Origin of the sequence: Janibacter terrae NBRC 107853 (assembly GCF_001591405.1) — a bacterium.
In the GTDB taxonomy this organism is placed as follows: domain Bacteria; phylum Actinomycetota; class Actinomycetes; order Actinomycetales; family Dermatophilaceae; genus Janibacter; species Janibacter terrae.
The window spans coordinates 791,184-807,897 of the sequence record NZ_BCUV01000006.1 but is presented as its reverse complement, the minus strand read 5'-3'; the positions used below and the strand labels follow the sequence as shown (position 1 = coordinate 807,897).

General features: G+C 70.5%; 17 protein-coding genes. 12 read left to right on the top strand and 5 right to left on the bottom strand.

The genetic code is table 11. The features are described 5' to 3' along the window. The first annotated feature begins 55 nt into the window (after window positions 1-55). The 4 genes from JT1_RS09170 (at window position 56) to JT1_RS09155 (ending at window position 1,823) form a co-directional block, all read left to right on the top strand. The gene (locus tag JT1_RS09170) at window positions 56-571 is read left to right on the top strand and encodes an NINE protein (RefSeq protein ID WP_082807561.1); all 516 of its coding nucleotides are present in this window, start codon (window positions 56-58) and stop codon (window positions 569-571) included. Then, complete coding sequence (locus JT1_RS09165; protein ID WP_068325265.1) at window positions 568-1,044, top strand: DUF2752 domain-containing protein; 477 nt, start codon at window positions 568-570, stop codon at window positions 1,042-1,044. Before JT1_RS09170 ends, JT1_RS09165 begins: the two co-directional genes overlap by 4 nt. Window positions 1,045-1,117: 73 nt before the next feature. Then, on the top strand, window positions 1,118-1,384 hold the full coding sequence (locus JT1_RS09160) for a F0F1 ATP synthase subunit epsilon (protein WP_068325264.1): 267 nt from the start codon (window positions 1,118-1,120) through the stop codon (window positions 1,382-1,384). A 4-nt stretch (window positions 1,385-1,388) separates the two neighbouring features. Continuing rightward, entirely contained in the window at window positions 1,389-1,823 is a 435-nt protein-coding gene (locus JT1_RS09155; RefSeq protein WP_068325263.1) for a DUF2550 family protein, read from the top strand. Here the strand turns inward: JT1_RS09155 and JT1_RS09150 are convergent. Then, window positions 1,816-2,436, bottom strand: a complete 621-nt coding sequence (locus JT1_RS09150) for a cob(I)yrinic acid a,c-diamide adenosyltransferase (RefSeq protein ID WP_068325262.1) — start codon at window positions 2,434-2,436, stop codon at window positions 1,816-1,818. The two genes, JT1_RS09155 and JT1_RS09150, sit on opposite strands and share 8 nt — an antisense overlap. A gap of 158 nt (window positions 2,437-2,594) precedes the next feature. Between JT1_RS09150 and JT1_RS09145 the strand changes: the two genes are divergently transcribed. From JT1_RS09145 to JT1_RS09135, 3 genes are all read left to right on the top strand, one after another. Next, a complete protein-coding gene (locus tag JT1_RS09145) occupies window positions 2,595-2,948 on the top strand; it encodes an STAS domain-containing protein (RefSeq protein ID WP_082807560.1) in 354 nt (117 codons plus the stop codon). Window positions 2,949-3,046: 98 nt separating this feature from the next. Next, complete coding sequence (locus JT1_RS09140; protein ID WP_082807559.1) at window positions 3,047-5,140, top strand: protein meaA; 2,094 nt, start codon at window positions 3,047-3,049, stop codon at window positions 5,138-5,140. Window positions 5,141-5,156: 16 nt separating this feature from the next. Next, on the top strand, window positions 5,157-5,459 hold the full coding sequence (locus JT1_RS09135; protein WP_068325260.1) for a hypothetical protein: 303 nt from the start codon (window positions 5,157-5,159) through the stop codon (window positions 5,457-5,459). Here JT1_RS09135 and nucS read toward each other — a convergent pair. Next, window positions 5,456-6,151, bottom strand: coding sequence for an endonuclease NucS (gene nucS / locus JT1_RS09130; RefSeq protein ID WP_068325259.1), 696 nt, complete (start codon window positions 6,149-6,151; stop codon window positions 5,456-5,458). The two genes, JT1_RS09135 and nucS, sit on opposite strands and share 4 nt — an antisense overlap. A 94-nt stretch (window positions 6,152-6,245) precedes the next feature. Here nucS and JT1_RS09125 point away from each other — a divergent pair, with 94 nt between their 5' ends. From JT1_RS09125 to JT1_RS09110, 4 genes are all read left to right on the top strand, one after another. Beyond that, on the top strand, window positions 6,246-7,454 hold the full coding sequence (locus JT1_RS09125) for a 3-hydroxyacyl-CoA dehydrogenase family protein (protein ID WP_068325258.1): 1,209 nt from the start codon (window positions 6,246-6,248) through the stop codon (window positions 7,452-7,454). A 106-nt stretch (window positions 7,455-7,560) separates the two neighbouring features. Further along, window positions 7,561-7,845, top strand: coding sequence for an Rv1322 family protein (locus tag JT1_RS09120; protein ID WP_068325257.1), 285 nt, complete (start codon window positions 7,561-7,563; stop codon window positions 7,843-7,845). Window positions 7,846-7,896: 51 nt separating this feature from the next. Further along, on the top strand, window positions 7,897-9,630 hold the full coding sequence (locus JT1_RS09115) for an ABC transporter ATP-binding protein (RefSeq protein ID WP_068325256.1): 1,734 nt from the start codon (window positions 7,897-7,899) through the stop codon (window positions 9,628-9,630). Then, window positions 9,627-11,627 carry an ABC transporter ATP-binding protein gene (locus JT1_RS09110; RefSeq protein WP_068325255.1) on the top strand — a complete coding sequence of 667 codons (2,001 nt, stop codon included), beginning with the start codon at window positions 9,627-9,629 and terminating at the stop codon, window positions 11,625-11,627. Before JT1_RS09115 ends, JT1_RS09110 begins: the two co-directional genes overlap by 4 nt. A 125-nt stretch (window positions 11,628-11,752) precedes the next feature. Here the strand turns inward: JT1_RS09110 and ccrA are convergent, their stop codons facing one another. From ccrA to JT1_RS09095, 3 genes are all read right to left on the bottom strand, one after another. Further along, on the bottom strand, window positions 11,753-13,093 hold the full coding sequence (gene ccrA / locus JT1_RS09105) for a crotonyl-CoA carboxylase/reductase (protein ID WP_068325523.1): 1,341 nt from the start codon (window positions 13,091-13,093) through the stop codon (window positions 11,753-11,755). Between the two features lie 160 nt (window positions 13,094-13,253). Further along, window positions 13,254-13,682: a methylmalonyl-CoA epimerase gene (mce, locus tag JT1_RS09100; RefSeq protein WP_218005571.1), complete on the bottom strand. Its 429-nt coding sequence runs from the start codon at window positions 13,680-13,682 to the stop codon at window positions 13,254-13,256. A 153-nt stretch (window positions 13,683-13,835) separates the two neighbouring features. Further along, window positions 13,836-15,263, bottom strand: coding sequence for an IS1380 family transposase (locus JT1_RS09095; RefSeq protein WP_439645747.1), 1,428 nt, complete (start codon window positions 15,261-15,263; stop codon window positions 13,836-13,838). 252 nt (window positions 15,264-15,515) lie between these two features. Here JT1_RS09095 and JT1_RS09090 point away from each other — a divergent pair, with 252 nt between their 5' ends. After that, window positions 15,516-16,712 carry an acetyl-CoA C-acetyltransferase gene (locus JT1_RS09090; RefSeq protein ID WP_068325252.1) on the top strand — a complete coding sequence of 399 codons (1,197 nt, stop codon included), beginning with the start codon at window positions 15,516-15,518 and terminating at the stop codon, window positions 16,710-16,712. Window positions 16,713-16,714 lie beyond the last annotated feature (2 nt).

Genomic DNA, 16,714 nt, shown 5'->3' with positions numbered 1-16,714 from the left:
TCCGCTGTCCCGGACCGGCTCCGGCACGCGCGCCGCAGGCACCTACACTGGCCGCATGACGACCCCCGGTGAGCAGTTCGACCAGTCCGGTCCCGGCGGACCCCCGTACCCGGGACCCCCCGCCCCGCAGGGTCCGCCCCCGCCGCCCCAGGGTTACCAGCCGCCGGCGCCCGGGTACGGCGCGCAGCCCCAGCTCGGTGCGGCCCCCGACGGCCGCTACCACCTCCACGTCATGGGGCAGGAGTACGGCCCGTACGGCCTCCAGGAGCTGCTCGGCATGGCGCTGGGCGGCCAGCTCAAGGGCGACTCGCCGGTGCGGGCCGAGGGCCAGCAGAGCTGGTTCCCGGCGTCGCAGGTCCCCGGCCTGTTCTCGAGCCGAGAGTGGATGACCACGCTGCTGCTGTCGATCTTCGTCGGCGCCTTCGGCGTGGACCGCTTCTACCTCGGCCAGATCGGCCTGGGCGTGCTCAAGCTCGTCACCTGCGGCGGCATGGGCATCTGGTCGCTGATCGACATCATCCTCGTCGTCATGCGCAAGCTGACCGACGTCGACGGTCGGCCGCTGCGATGACCCACCCGGTGAGCCCGGCGGGCCGGACCGTGTACCTCTCGAAGGGGGTGCGTGTCACCGAGCGCATGATCGTGCCCGTCCTCGCGGCGATCAGCTTCGTCGGGCTCGTCGTGGCGCGGCTGTGGCCGGTGCCGTCCGTCGTCGGCGGCCAACCGACGTGCATCCTGCGGATCCTCACGGGCATGCCCTGCCCCGGCTGCGGCATGACCCGCTCGTGGGTGCACCTCGCGCACGGCGACGTCGTGACCGCCTTCGAGTACAACCTCTTCGGGCCGATCGGGATGGCGGCGGCCGCGGGCCTCGTCGTCTACACGGCCGTCTCCCTCGTGCGCCGACGACCACCCCAGCGGCTGCTCGACCAGCTCAACCCGCGCTTCCTCATGGTGCTGATCGGCGTGTGGCTCGCGTACTCCGCGGTGCGCATCGTGAGCCTGTCCCTGGGACAGGACTACTTCGCCCTCGTCGTCGCCTGAGGCGACGTCGGACCATCTCCCACCGCGGGCTAGGATGAACCCCTCAGCCGCACCGACACGAAGGACCCCCCACGTGAGCTCCCTCAACGTTGAACTCGTCGCCGCGGACCGCAAGGTCTGGTCCGGTGAGGCCACCATGGTGCGCGCGCGCAGCACCGAGGGCGAGATCGGCATCATGCCCGGCCACACCCCACTGCTCGGTGTGCTCGTCGAGGGCGACGTCGTCATCCACACCGAGGGCGGCGACCAGACCGCGACCGTCGACGGGGGCTTCCTGTCGGTCGACCACGACAACGTGACGATCGTCGCCGAGACCGTCCAGGCCCCGGCCAAGGCCTGAGCCTGTGACGACCCTGCAGGTGGTGGAGGTCCTCCTCCTCGCAGGGTGTCTCCTCGTCGCGCTGTGGCTGGTCCTCCTCTGGCTGCGGCGACGCTCCATCGCCGCGCACGGACCGGTGAGCCCGTGCGCCATCCGTCTGCCCGAGTCGCACCGCTGGCGGCTCGGGTTGCTGCGCATGGGGTCCGTGGACCTCGAGTGGTTCAGCGTCGGTGGCCTCACGACGACCCCCACCATGGCCTGGGTCCGGGAGGGCCTGGAGATCTCCACCCCCGACTCCGACGTGGTCTCCGTGCCCGGTCTCGTCGACGCCGTCTCGGTGACGCTCACCGGGCCCGAGGGCCGGCCGCTGGTCCACCTCGCCCTCGAGCAGAAGATCTATCCGGCGGTGCGCTCCTGGCTGGAGTCGGCGCCCCCGGGGCGGGGCGTCAACGTCACCTGACCGGGCGCTCCTCGCGGCCGCCGCCCGGCTGCCACAGGACGTCGCCGCCGATCGGCAGGTTGGCCACGCGGGCGAGGATGAAGAGCAGGTCGGACAGACGGTTGAGGTAGGTCGCCGTGAGCGGGTTGACGCCGCCGCTCCCACGCTCCTGCGCCGTGTCGGTGCCGTACTGCTCGATCGCCGCCCAGGCCGAGCGCTCGGCGCGGCGCACGACGGTGGTCGCGTGGTGCAGGTGGGCCGAGCCCGCCGTGCCGCCGGGAAGGATGAAGGAGCGCAGCTTCTCCACGCGTTCCAGGTAGGTGTCGCAGTCGGCCTCGAGCTCGTCGATCCAGACCTGCTTGACCCGCAGGGGCGGGTACTCCGGCGCCTCCTGCAGCGGCGTCGACAGGTCGGCGCCGAGGTCGAAGAGGTCGTTCTGCACCCGCGTCAGCGTCGTGACGACCTCCTCCTCGAGCCCGCCGGTCGCGACGGCGACCCCGATGACCGCGTTCGCCTCGTTGGCGTCGGCGTAGGCCTGCAGGCGGGGGTCGGTCTTGCTGGTGCGACTGAAGTCCCCGAGCGCGGTCGTGCCGCCGTCGCCGGTGCGGGTGTAGATCTTCGTCAGGTTCACCATGGCCCCATGGTGACAGAGCCCCGTGACCGGCGAGCGGGGAGCACCTGACCAGACGCTGGTGTGCGCGTGATCACATCGTTGCCCGAGGGTGCGATCCCCGGCGCGGGTCGCGCGGCACACTGGGTGCACGGTCTCAGCAGGGGAAGGCAGGTGCCGTGATGAGCGCAATGGTCGCGCTGACGCCCGTGGGTGGCGAGAGCAGCACCCGGGTCCGGGTCGTCGTGCCCTTCGATCTGCGTCACAGCGCGGATCTGCGGCAGGGCTTCGTCCAGGCGATCCGGGTCGGGGGAGATCCGATCATCGTCGACCTCGCCGGGTCGACCGTCGTCGACCAGGTGGGCTTCGCGACGCTCCTGGGTGCGCATGCCCGCGCGGCCCGGGCGGGACGCCGGCTGCGCTTCACCAACGCCGACCAGCGCACCGAGCGGCTGCTGCGCCGGGCCGGGCTCGTCCGGCTGCTCGACGACGTGCCCGCGCCACGGGTCGCCGTCCGCCGCCGCGCCGCCGTCTGACCTCCCCTTCGTCCCCTGCGGGCTGCACCCGCCCGGTGTGGCGTCATTCACCGTCGCCGGGCCTGTGGTGAGCCGTGGGGCGCGGGTACCTTGCCCTCATGGCCGACCGCACTGATGCCCCGACCCCTGCCGCCGAGGCTGCGCGCCCCGAGCGCGACCGCCCCTGGGTGATGCGCACCTACGCCGGGCACTCCAGTGCCGCGGCGTCCAACGAGCTCTACCGCCGCAACCTCGCCAAGGGCCAGACCGGGCTGTCGGTCGCCTTCGACCTGCCGACGCAGACGGGCTACGACCCCGACCACGTGCTCAGCCGCGGCGAGGTCGGCAAGGTCGGTGTGCCGATCAGCCACATCGGCGACATGCGTCGCCTGTTCGACCAGATCCCCCTCGGCGAGATGAACACGTCGATGACGATCAACGCCGTCGCGATGTACATGCTGGCGATGTACCAGGTCGCCGCCGAGGAGCAGGCCGAGGCGGCCGGGCAGGACCCCGCCGAGGTCCGGGCGCGCCTGTCCGGCACGACGCAGAACGACATCATCAAGGAGTACCTGAGCCGCGGGACGTACGTCTTCCCGCCCGGCCCCTCGATGCGCCTGATCACCGACATGGTGACGTACACCGTCGGCGAGATCCCCAGGTGGAACCCGATCAACATCTGCAGCTACCACCTGCAGGAGGCCGGGGCCACCCCCGTGCAGGAGATCGCCTACTCGATGTCGACCGCCCTCGCCGTGCTCGACGCCGTGCGCGAGTCGGGCCGCGTGCCCGAGGAGGAGTTCGGCACGGTCGTCGCCCGCATCTCCTTCTTCGTCAACGCCGGCGTGCGCTTCGTCGAGGAGATGTGCAAGATGCGCGCCTTCGTCCAGCTGTGGGACGAGATCACCCGCGAGCGCTACGGCGTCACCGACGCCAAGCAGCGCCGCTTCCGCTACGGCGTCCAGGTCAACTCCCTGGGCCTGACGGAGGCGCAGCCGGAGAACAACGTCCAGCGCATCGTCCTCGAGATGCTCGCGGTCACGCTGAGCAAGGACGCGCGCGCCCGGGCGGTGCAGCTGCCGGCGTGGAACGAGGCCCTCGGCCTGCCGCGTCCGTGGGACCAGCAGTGGGCGCTGCGCCTGCAGCAGGTCCTCGCCTTCGAGTCCGACCTGCTCGAGTACGACGACCTCTTCGCCGGCTCGCCCGTCGTCGAGGCCAAGGTCGCGGAGCTCGTGACCGGGGCGAAGGCCGAGATCGAGCGCATCCAGGCGATGGGCGGCGCCGTGCCGGCCGTCGAGTCGGGCTACATGAAGTCCGCCCTCGTCGCGAGCCACTCCCTGCGCCGTCAGCGGATCGAGGCGGGCGAGGACATCGTCGTGGGCGTCAACAAGTTCGAGACCACCGAGCCCAACCCGCTGACCGCCGACCTCGACACCGCGATCCAGACCGTCGACGCCGACGTCGAGGCCAAGGCGATCGAGGCCGTGCGCGCCTGGCGCACCGAGCGCGACGCCGACCCGCAGCAGGCCGAGTCGGCCAGGGCGGCGCTGGCCACCCTGCAGGAGACCGCGAGGACGAGCGACAACCTCATGGAGGCCTCGCTCGACTGCGCCCGGGCCGGGGTGACGGTCGGGGAGTGGGCCCAGGCCCTGCGCGAGGTCTTCGGCGAGTTCCGTGCCCCCACCGGCGTCTCGGGCTCTGTGGGCATCGCCGACGCCGGGTCCGCCGACCTGCTCGCCGTGCGCGACCGAGTGCGTGCCACGAGCGAGGAGCTCGGCGAGCAGCTGCGCGTCCTCGTCGGCAAGCCCGGCCTCGACGGCCACTCCAACGGGGCGGAGCAGATCGCCGTGCGGGCGCGCGACGCGGGCTTCGAGGTCGTCTACCAGGGCATCCGCCTCACGCCCGAGCAGATCGTGTCCGCGGCCGTGGCCGAGGACGTCGACCTCGTGGGTGTCTCGATCCTCTCCGGCTCGCACATGGAGCTCGTCCCCGACGTGCTCGAGGGCCTGCGGGCGGAGGGCGCCGGTGACATCCCCGTGGTGGTCGGCGGGATCATCCCCGAGTCGGACGCGGCGAGGCTGCGCGAGCTGGGCGTCGCGGCCGTCTTCACCCCCAAGGACTTCGGCCTCAACGAGATCATGGGTCGCTTCCTCGACATCATCCGAGAGAGTCGCGGCCTGTCGGCCGTGCAGGCCGAGGACGCGACCTCGTAGGTCTAGCCTTCGAGGTATGTCCTTGCACTGCCCGGCGACACTCCTCGTCACCGCACCGCCCACGGACGAAGAGGGTCTGGCCCACCTCGTCGGGGCGCTGCGCGGCGTGGGGATCCTCGCCGTCGTCACGGGGTCGGAGGACGGCGTCGGTGCGCGCCTGGCCGACGCGCTGGACGTGCCGCTCGAGGTCGACGCGGCCCTGTCGGGCGCCGAGGGCGACCCGCTGGCCGGGGTCGCCGACCTGCACCGCGGCGAGACCGTGGCCGTGCTCCTGCCGTCCGCCGCACAGGGGGTGGAGCGGCTCGAGCTCGGCGACTAGAAGAGGCGATGCATGCTCGTGTCGATGCCCTTGAGCTCGTCGTAGTCGAGGGTGACACAGCGGATGCCTCGGTCCTCGGCGAGGGTGCGGGCCTGCGGCCTGATGACCTGGGCGGCGAAGACCCCCGTGACCGGGCGCAGCGCGGGGTCGCGGTTCATCAGCTCGAGGTAGCGGGTCAGCTGCTCGACACCGTCGATCTCGCCGCGGCGCTTGATCTCGATGGCGACGGAGACCCCCTTCGCGTCCCTGGCGAGGATGTCGACGGGACCGATCGCCGTCATGTACTCGCGACGCACGAGCGTGTAGCCGTCGCCGAGGGTCTGGATGTGCTCGGCGAGCAGCCGCTGCAGATGGGCCTCGACGCCGTCCTTGACCAGGCCGGGGTCGAGGCCCAGCTCGTGCGCCGAGTCGTGGTGCACCTCGTGCAGCCTGACCCGCAGCCGGTCCTCGGTCTTGGCGTGCTGGACGTTCCAGACGGCGGTCACCCCCTCTGTGGCCTCGGTCTCGTCCGGCTCGACCTCCGCCATCGAGCACGGGGGAGCCATCCAGTTCAGCGGCTTGTAGGAGCCGCCGTCGCTGTGGACGAGCACCGACCCGTCCGCCTTGACGATGAGCAGACGGGTCGCCAGGGGCAGGTGGGCGTTGAGCCGCCCCTCGTAGTCGACGCTGCAGGTCGCAATCACCACTCGCACGGCGACGACCCTACGCGCACAAGGTTTCCCCTGTGCGGACCGTCACGCCGCGGGCCCCTGTCCCGGGGTCACCACGGCTGCGATAGTGCCACTCATGTCAGACTCCCGCGCTCTTGCAGACGCCCTGGTCTTCCCGTACCTGAACCACGCCGCCTCGATGTTCGAGGAGCAGTACGCCTCCCGTGAGGACGTCGACAACGGCATGCGCTTCGGTTGCGGCCTGCCCGCCGGCCCCCTCGCGGTCCTCGACGAGATCGGTCTCGAGACCGTCCGGGACGCACTCGCCGCGCGCTTCGCCGAGAGCGGGGACCCGCGCCACCGGCCGGACCCTGCCATCGAGCGGCTGATCGCCGAGGGGCGCACGGGCAAGGCGGCCGGCAAGGGCTTCTACACCTACGACGGGGACGAGGTCGTCGCCGACGAGCTCACCCCCTCCCAGGTCGGCCAGGGGGCGGCTCGCCCGGTCAAGACCGTCGGCGTCGTCGGCTCCGGCACGATGGCCAGCGGCATCGTCGAGGTCTTCGCGGTGAACGGGTTCCCCGTCACCTACGTGGCCCGCACCGGCGACAAGGTCGACGCGGTGCGCGCGCAGATCGCCAAGAACCTGGCCCGTCAGGTCGACAAGGGTCGGATCGACCAGGGTCAGGCGGACGCCGTCCTCGGCCGCCTCACCGGCGCGACCGAGCGCGAGGCCCTCGGTGACGTCGACATCGTGGTCGAGGCGATCGCCGAGGAGATCGGCATCAAGAACCAGCTCTTCGCCGACCTGGACCGCATCTGCAAGCCGGGCGCCGTCCTGGCGACGACCACCTCGTCGCTGTCCATCGCCGACCTCGCCGCGCAGACCAGGCGTCCGCAGGACGTCGTCGGGATGCACTTCTTCAACCCGGCCCCGGTCATGAAGCTGGTCGAGGTCATCAACCACGCGACGACCGGCCAGGACGTGCTCGACACCGTCCAGGACCTGTGCCGGAGCACCCGCAAGGTCGCCGTCAGCTGCGCCGACCGCTCCGGCTTCATCGTCAACGCGCTGCTCTTCCCGTACCTCAACGACGCCATCAGGGTGCACGAGGAGGGTGCTGAGCTCGACGCCGTCGACGGGGCGATCACCGAGCACTACGGCTACCCGATGGGCCCCTTCGCGCTCCTCGACGTCGTCGGCAACGACGTGGCCCTGGCGATCGAGGAGGAGCTGCTCGCCGAGTTCGAGCACGAGTCGCTCACCCCGGCCCCGCTCCTGCGCGAGCTCGTCGGCGCCGGCAAGCTCGGGCGCAAGACCGGTGAGGGCTTCCGCACGTACTGAGCCCGAACACACGAGGTCGTCCTGGTGCATCTGGTGGCGGATCCAGCCACTTCGTGCACCAGGACGACCTTTTGTGTCCGCTCGCGTCACGGGAGACCATGAGCCCATGCCCCGCAGCAACCGCCGCCGCCGTGACGAGCACCGTCCGCTCGCGCTCGGGGGTTCGCCGCAGACGCGGGAGACGTGGATGGGCCGCGCCTGGATCGTTCGTCGGCTGAGCGGGCAGACCTCGACGCGGGTGTACACCTGCCCGGGCTGCACCCACGAGATCCAGCCGGGCACGCCGCACGTCGTCGTCTGGCCGGACGACGGGCTCGGGGGAGCGGACGACCGCCGGCACTGGCACTCCGCCTGCTGGAAGGCCCGCAACCACGGGCGCTACGGGCGCTGACCGCAGGACAGCCCGGTTGGTGGAGTACCTGCACGGTGCAACAATCGTCGGGTGCTCCTCCGCCTCGTCCGCCGCCACCTGGACGGCACGGGCGGCCGGGTCGCGACGCTGCTGCTCCTCCAGCTCGCCGCCACCCTCGCCTCCCTCTACCTGCCCAGCCTCAACGGCGAGATCATCGACAACGGCGTGGCCACGGGCGACACCGGCTACATCGTCCGCCACGGCGGGCTGATGCTGGCCGTCTCGGTGCTGCAGATCGTCGCGACGATCGCGGCGACGTGGCTCGGCGCGGGCCTGTCGGCGACGATGGCCGCCCGGCTGCGGGCCGCGGTCTTCTCGCGTGTCGGCAGCTTCAGCGCCCAGGAGGTCGCGCGCTTCGGCGCTCCGACGCTCATCTCGCGCACGACCAACGACGTCACGCAGGTCCAGACCGTCACCAACATGGCGCTGACGATGATGGTCACCGCGCCCCTGATGATGGTCGGCGGCGTGGTCATGGCGCTGCGCGAGGACGTCGGGCTGTCGTGGCTCGTGGCCGTCGCCGTTCCGCTGCTCGCGGTCTCGGTGGGCCTGGTGATCCGCCAGATGGTCCCCAGCTTCCGCCGGATGCAGACGAGCGTCGACACGGTCAACCGCATCCTGCGCGAGCAGATCACCGGCGTGCGTGTGGTCCGGGCCTTCGTGCGCGAAGGGAGCGAGCGCGAGCGGTTCGAGGTGGCCAACACCGAGTACACCGGGTCGGCGATCGCGGTCGGGCGGCTGATGGCGCTCGCCTTCCCGATCGTCATGGTCATCCTCAACGCGTCGACGGTGGCGGTGCTGTGGTTCGGCGCCCAGCGCGTGGGGAGCGGTGAGATGCAGATCGGTGCCCTCACCGCGTTCATGACCTACCTGATGCAGATCCTCATGTCGGTGATGATGGCGACCTTCATGTCGATGATGCTCCCCCGCGCAGCCGTCTCCGCCGGACGCATCGACGAGGTCCTCTCGACCGAGTCCTCCGTGGTGCCGGCGCTCGCGCCGCGCCCGATGACACAGGCCCGGCCCTCCGTCGTGCTCGACGCCGTCGAGTTCGCCTACCCCGGCGCCGACGCGCCCGTCCTCTGCGACGTCAGCCTGCGCGCCGAGCCGGGTCGCACGACGGCGATCATCGGCTCGACCGGCGCCGGCAAGACCACGCTGCTCGACCTCGTGGCGCGCCTGCACGACGCGACCGGTGGGCGGGTCCTCGTCGGAGGCACCGACGTGCGCGAGCTCGAACCGGCGGAGCTGTGGAGCCACCTGGCCGTCGTGCCGCAGCGCGCCTTCCTCTTCAGCGGGACGATCGCCAGCAACCTGCGCCAGGCCAAGCCCGACGCCACCGACGAGGAGCTCTGGGAGGCCCTGCGCATCGCCCAGGCCGAGGACTTCGTGCGCGACCTCGAGCAGGGGCTCGGGGCACCGGTCGCGCAGGGAGGGACCAACCTCTCGGGCGGCCAGCGCCAGCGGGTGTCGATCGCCCGGGCGCTCGTGCGCCGACCCGACATCTACCTCTTCGACGACGCCTTCTCCGCGCTCGACCTGACGACCGACGCGCGACTGCGCGCCGCCCTTCGTCCCGTCGTCGCCGACAGCGTCGTCCTCGTCGTCGCCCAGCGCGTCTCCTCGATCGTCGACGCCGACCACATCGTCGTCCTCGACGACGGCCGGGTCGTCGGCGACGGGACCCACGATGAGCTGCTCGCGGGCTGCCCGACCTACGTCGAGATCGTCGAGAGCCAGGCGGCGCGGGAGGAGGCGGCGTGAGCGAGGTCCCCACCGCTGAGGAGAAGGCCGCCCAGGCGCGCCGCGGGCCCGGGTCCGTCATGCGCCGTGGCCCGATGCAGATGGGCACGCCGGGGGAGAGGTCGAAGAACTTCCTGCCCTCGGCGCGGCGTCTCGTGGGGCGGCTGCGACCGCAGCGCGCCCGGGTGCTCACGGCCATCTCCCTGACGGTGGTCTCCGTCGGCATGAGCGCCCTCGGGCCGCTCATCCTCGCGCGGGCCACCGACCACATCTTCGCCGGGTGGATCGGCTCGAAGCTGCCCGCCGGCGTCCCGCTCGAGTCCGTCGTCGAGCAGCTGCGCGCGTCGGGCGAAGGGCGCCGGGCCGACATGATCGAGGCGATGCCCTACCTCGTGCCGGGGCAGGCCATGGACCTCGGCGCGATCGGGCGCATCCTCCTGCTCGCGCTCGCGCTGTACGTCGTCGCCGCCGTCCTCTCGTGGCTCCAGGGGAGCGTCATCGTCCATGCGGTCAACCAGGTCGTCTTCGACCTGCGTGCCCAGGTCGAGGCCAAGCTGCACCGGCTGCCGCTGCCGTACTTCGACCAGCAGCCGCGCGGAGAGCTGCTCAGCCGCGTCACCAACGACATCGACAACGTCGCGCAGTCGCTGCAGCAGACGCTCAGCCAGCTGCTCACCAGCCTCATCACGGTCGTCGCGATGGTCTCGATGATGGTGTGGGTCTCGCCGCTCCTCTCGCTCATCGCGCTCGTGACGATCCCGATCTCCATCGTGCTCACCGGGGTGATCGGCAAGCGCTCGCAGCGGCACTTCATCCAGCAGTGGAAGTCCACCGGCGAGCTCAGCGCGGTCGTCGAGGAGACGTACACCGGCCACTCGCTCGTCAAGGTCTTCGGCCGGCAGGCGGAGGTCGACGCGGCCTTCGCCGAGCGCAACGAGGAGCTGCGCGGGGCGGGCTTCGGGGCGCAGTTCGTCAGCGGCATCATCATGCCGGCGATGATGTTCGTCGGGAACCTCAACTACGTCGTCATCGCCGTCGTCGGGGGCCTGCGGGTCGCCTCCGGCCAGATGACGCTCGGCGACGTGCAGGCCTTCATCCAGTACTCGCGCCAGTTCACCCAGCCGCTGACGCAGGTCGCCTCGATGGCCAACCTCATGCAGTCCGGTGTCGCCTCCGCGGAGCGCGTCTTCGACGTGCTCGACGCGCCGGAGCAGGTCGAGGACCCGAGCACGCCGGTGGCGCGCGGCGACGGCCACGGGCGGGTGGCCTTCGAGGGAGTGGGCTTCAGCTACGACCCGACCCGGCCGCTCATCGAGGACCTCGACCTCGTCGTCGAGCCGGGCCAGACGGTCGCGATCGTCGGCCCGACCGGCGCCGGCAAGACGACGCTCGTCAACCTCGTCATGCGCTTCTACGAGCTCGACTCGGGACGGATCACCATCGACGGCATCGACATCACCGACATGTCGCGCGCCGAGCTGCGCTCGCGCACCGGCATGGTCCTGCAGGACACGTGGCTCTTCTCCGGGACGATCGGCGACAACATCGCCTACGGGCGCCCGGGTGCCACCCGCGAGGAGGTCCGGGCGGCGGCCGAGGCGACCTACGTCGACCGCTTCGTCCACTCCCTTCCTCAGGGGTACGACACGCACCTCGACGACGAAGGGGGGAACATCTCGGCCGGCGAGAAGCAGCTGGTGACGATCGCCCGCGCCTTCCTCGCCGACCCGAGCCTGCTCATCCTCGACGAGGCGACGAGCTCGGTCGACACCCGTACCGAGCGGCTCGTGCAGCAGGCGATGGCGGCGCTGCGCGGGGACCGGACGAGCTTCGTCATCGCCCACCGGCTCTCGACGATCCGCGACGCCGACCTCATCGTCGTCATGGAGGAGGGGCACATCGTCGAGCAGGGCACGCACGAGAGCCTGCTCGCCGCCGATAGTGCCTACGCGCGCCTCTACCGCAGCCAGTTCGCGGCCGCGGTGACGGAGCTGGACACCTCGGTCAACCTGGCCTGAGCCCCCTTCGCCCCACCGGGCAGGCACCCGCTCAACAAGAGAAACCTCGCCTTCGCAAGGGTTTGAAACCCTTGCGAAGGCGAGGTTTCTCGGGTCACCCGAGAATCTTGGGGCAGGAGGCGGGCTCAGACCGCCTGGAAGCGGTTGATCTCCTTCTCGAACTTCGCGCGCTTGTCGGTGTCGGTGACACCCAGGCCCGGCTCGGGGGCGAGGGTGAGCACGCCGACCTTGCCCTGGTGCTTGTTGTGGTGCACGTCGAGGGTGGCCTGGCCGACCTCCTCGAGCGTGTAGGTCCGGCTGAGGGTCGGGTGGACGAGACCGCGGTTGATGAGCTCGTTGGCCTCCCAGGACTCGCGGTAGTTCGCGAAGTGGCTGGAGATGATGCTCTTGAGGTTCATCCACAGGTACCGGTTGTCGTACTCGTGCATGTAGCCCGAGGTCGACGCGCAGGTGACGATCTTGCCGCCCTTGCGGGTGACGTAGACCGAGGCGCCGAAGGTCTCGCGGCCGGGGTGCTCGAAGACGATGTCGACGTCGTGGCCGCCGGTGAGCTCACGGATCTTCTTGCCCAGGCGCTGCCACTCCTTGGGGTTCTGCTCCGTGTTGTCCTCGTTCCAGAACCTGTAGCCCTCGGCGTTGCGGTCGATGATCAGCTCGGCGCCCATGTCGCGGCAGATCTGCGCCTTCTCGGGGGAGGAGACGACGCAGATCGGGGTCGCCCCGGCGGCGAGCGCCATCTGGGTCGCGTAGGAGCCGAGGCCGCCGGAGGCGCCCCAGATCAGGACGCGGTCACCGAGCTTCAGCGCGGCGCCGTTCTTGGAGATCAGCTGCCGGTATGCGGTGGAGTTGACCAGACCGGGGGAGGCGGACTCCTCCCAGGTGAGGTGGCCGGGCTTCGGCATGAGCTGGTTGGCCTTGACGATGGCCAACTCGGCGAGACCGCCGAAGTTGGTCTCGAAGCCCCAGATGCGCTGCTGCGGGTCCATCATCGTGTCGTCGTGGCCGTCGGCGTCCTCGAGCTCGACGGACAGGCAGTGGGCGACGACCTCGGTGCCGGGCTTCCACTTCGAGACGTGCTCGCCGACGCGCAGGACGACGCCGGAGAGGTCGGAGCCGACGATGTGGTACGGCAGGTCGTGGCGCTTGGAGTACTTGTTCAGGCGGCCGTAGCGCTCGAGGAAGCCGAAGGTCGAGACGGGCTCGAAGATCGAGGTCCACACGGTGTTGAAGTTGATCGCGCTGGCCATGACGGCGACGAGCGCCTCGTCGGGGGCCAGCTCCGGGATCGGCACGTCGTCGATGTGCAGCGACTTGCGCGGGTCCTTGTCGCGGCTCTTCAGGCCCTTGAACATCTCCACCTCGTCCTTGTGGACGGTCGCGGCACGGTAGGTGTCGGGCAGGGGGAGGTTGGCGTAGGTCTCTTCGCTGCGGTCACCGGAGAGGATCGCGTCGCGGATCTGGTCGATTGCCATGAGTGGGGGCTCCTCGGCCTCAGGGGGAATGGTCGGGGGTCGTGCGTTGCGTGAAACCTAGGTGGTCGCGGCGGCCGCGGGTATGGGGTCATGACCCAGTTCACACGCGGATCCGTGTCGTCCCGATCGGTCTCGGCGGGACGAAGGGGTGGGCTCAGTGGGCGTCGGCCGCCTGCTCGACGAGCTCGACGAGGATGCCGCCGGCGTCCTTGGGGTGGATGAAGTTGACGCGGGAGTTGCTCGTGCCCCGCTTCGGGGTGTCGTAGAGCAGGCGGAGGCCGCGCTCGCGCAGGGTCGCGCCCACGGCATCGATGTCCTCGACGCGGTAGGCGAGCTGCTGGATGCCCTGGCCGTTGCGGTCGAGGAACTTCGCGATCGTGGACTCGGGGGAGAGTGGCGCGAGCAGCTGGATGCACGAGCCGGACTCGCCGACGCGCATCATCGCCTCGCGCACGCCCTGCTCCTCGTTGGTCTCCTCGTGGGCGAGCTCCATGCCGTAGGTGTCACGGTAGAAGGCGATGGCCTCGTCGAGGTCGGGCACGGCGACACCGACGTGGTCGATGGCAGTGAAGAGATCGTTCATGTGCGGCAGCCTAGCCCCGGTCATTCATGACGATGGCCGCGGCGGTGTCGGGGCGGCGTGATCGAGTGTGCTGGGGTCGAGGGCATGACGGCGGGCCGGCTGGCGCTGCCGGTCTGCGGTTCTCCAGGTTCCTCTGTCGTGGCGGATGTTCGGTCAGGCTGGTTGTGGGATGGCGGCGATGTTCGCGAACACGGCGACGATCGCTGCCGCCCACGGCCAGGTCTTGGGGACCTGCAGTCGTCGTCGGCGGGCCCCGTGGGTCAGTCGGGCGGGGACGTGAAGGAAGCGGTAGCGCAGAGCTTTCGGTTCGCAGTCAGCCAGGGGCTGCGCGTCGCCGGTCATCGCGAGCAGCCGCGTCCACGCAGTCAGGTCGGCCGCGATCTGCACGAGTGTCAGCCAGGTTTGGTTGATGGTGAACTCGCGGGAGGGAAACCGTCGCAGGCCGGAGTCTTTGGCGTGACGGATGCGGTCTTCGACGCGGGCATGGGCGCGGTGGCGAGCTTCAAGGAACGCCAGTTGGCCTGTCGCGGTGTTGGTGACGAACGTTTGATAGCGGTAGCCATCGGCTTCTTCGAACAGTGACAGTTGTGCGCCCGGGTGTGGTCGTTCGCGCCGGACGATGACGCGCATCCCGGTCGGCCATTTCGCGCGCATGGCCGGGTCGATCAGCCCGGTCAGTTCGGCGACGTCACCGCCCACGCGGACACTGCCGTCGGCCTCGGAAGCAGGCGTCCACACCTTCGCGGGAACCAGCGCGATGGCTGCGCGGATCCTCTCGGTGACGCTGAATCCGATCGAGTACTCCACGCTGCGGCCACGGACTCGGCCTTGCTCGGTCAGCCAGTCCAGCAGCCCGTGGGACGCGCCCGCCCCGTCGGAGCGGATGAGCAGCTTCTTGCGGTGCGAACCGGGGACCTGGGCGATCGCATCGGCTAGGACTTCGATGTGATCGCTGGTGGTGTTCGACCCGGCGTTGCCGGCGCGCAGCTTCGCCGCCAGGAACTCGCTCGTGTTGTCGCACCACACGCCGATCGGGTGGTACCCGAAGGTGCGCTTGAACGTGGCTGCAGCGTTCTCCTTCTCGCTGTGGGCGATCACGACCGTGGCATCCACGTCCAACACGATCACGTCAGCCAGGTCGCTGCCCGCGACCTTCGAGGCCGGCACGCCTTGGGGCAGTTGCGCCCACACGCGCCGACGTGCCCGTGCCCGCGCGGTCGTGATCTTGCGCGACCCTCCGGGCGTGACCTCGTCCAAGGCCCGCCACACCGTCGGCGGCGACGCGACCGGCCCGAGGACGCCGCTTTGGTGGCGCAGCACATCGATGTCACTGATTGCCTCGCCGCCATCGGCGAGCATCACCGCAACGTCGACCAACACCCGGCCGCGGTCATGCCCGGGCACGAAGCCGCGGCGGGACATCGCCGTGGACAAGTCGGCTGTCAGGCCCGTGCGGTCGGCCAAGAGCCGGGTCGCGACGCTCCCCGCGTGGGCGACCACGCCGACACCGTCTGCGGTCACGGACAAACCTGTAGACCACGAAGTACGCTTCACCTGCGGAGTGCCTTCCAGCTTGAGAATCTTGAGACGTCGTAATCCCAAGTTTCCCTTGCAGGACAGGCACTTTCGCGCGTTCAGGCCCCCGACGCGCCGATCAATCGTGAACGATCCGGGCTAGGGACGCGAAGGGGGGCGGCGCGCCCCCTTCGCGTGTGGTCTGGCCCACCGTCCCGGGGCTCGTGGCACGGGTCACCGGTCGTTCCCCTCGGCACCCCGCCCGCCGCTGCGTAGAGTCGACCCATCCACGCACCCACTGCACCCGGAGGCCAACGCATGTCCACCGACCCCACTGTCATCGTCGCGGGGGCCCGCACCCCGATGGGCCGCATGAGCGGCTCGCTCAAGGGCTTCTCCGGCTCCGACCTCGGCGGCTTCGCCATCAAGGGCGCCCTCGAGAAGGCCGGCGTCAAGGGCGAGGACGTCGACTACGTCATCATGGGCCAGGTCCTCACCGCGGGCGAGGGCCAGATCCCCGCCCGCCAGGCCGCGATCAAGGGCGGGATCCCGAAGAACGTCCCCGCCCTCACGGTCAACAAGGTCTGCCTCTCGGGCATCGACGCGATCGCCCTCGCCGACCAGCTGATCCGCGCCGGCGAGTTCGAGATCGTCGTCGCCGGGGGCCAGGAGTCGATGACCAACGCGCCGCACCTGCTCCCCAAGAGCCGCGAGGGCATCAAGTACGGCGACACCAAGCTCAAGGACTCGATGGCCTACGACGGCCTGCACGACATCATCACCGACCAGGCGATGGGCGCGCTCACCGAGGCCAAGAACGCGGAGAACTCCGACTTCACCCGTGAGCAGCAGGACGAGTTCGCGGCCGCGAGCCACCAGAAGGCTGCCAGGGCCTGGGCCGAGGGCACCTTCGCCGACGAGGTCGTGCCGGTCGAGATCCCGCAGCGCAAGGGCGACCCGGTCCTCTTCGACACCGACGAGGGCGTGCGTGCCGACACGACCGTCGAGTCCCTGGGCAAGCTGCGTCCGGCCTTCGCCAAGGACGGCACCATCACCGCCGGCTCTGCCTCGCAGATCTCCGACGGCGCGGCCGCGGTCGTCGTCATGAAGAAGTCCAAGGCCGAGGAGCTGGGCCTGTCCTGGCTCGCCGAGATCGGCGCCCACGGTGTCGTCGCCGGTCCTGACTCGACCCTGCAGTCGCAGCCGGCCAACGCCATCGAGGTCGCCGTCGCCAAGGAGGGCATCGCGGTCTCCGACCTCGACGTCGTCGAGATCAACGAGGCCTTCGCGGCCGTCGGCCTGGCCTCGGCCCAGCAGCTCGGCCTCAAGGACGAGCAGGTCAACCCCAACGGCGGCGCGATCGCCATGGGCCACCCGCTCGGCATGTCCGGCGCGCGCATCACCCTCGCGCTCGCCCACGAGCTCAAGCGCCGCGGCGGCGGTGTCGGCGCGGCCGCCCTCTGCGGCGGTGGCGGTCAGGGTGACGCCCTGATCATCCGCGTCCCGAACGCCTGAGC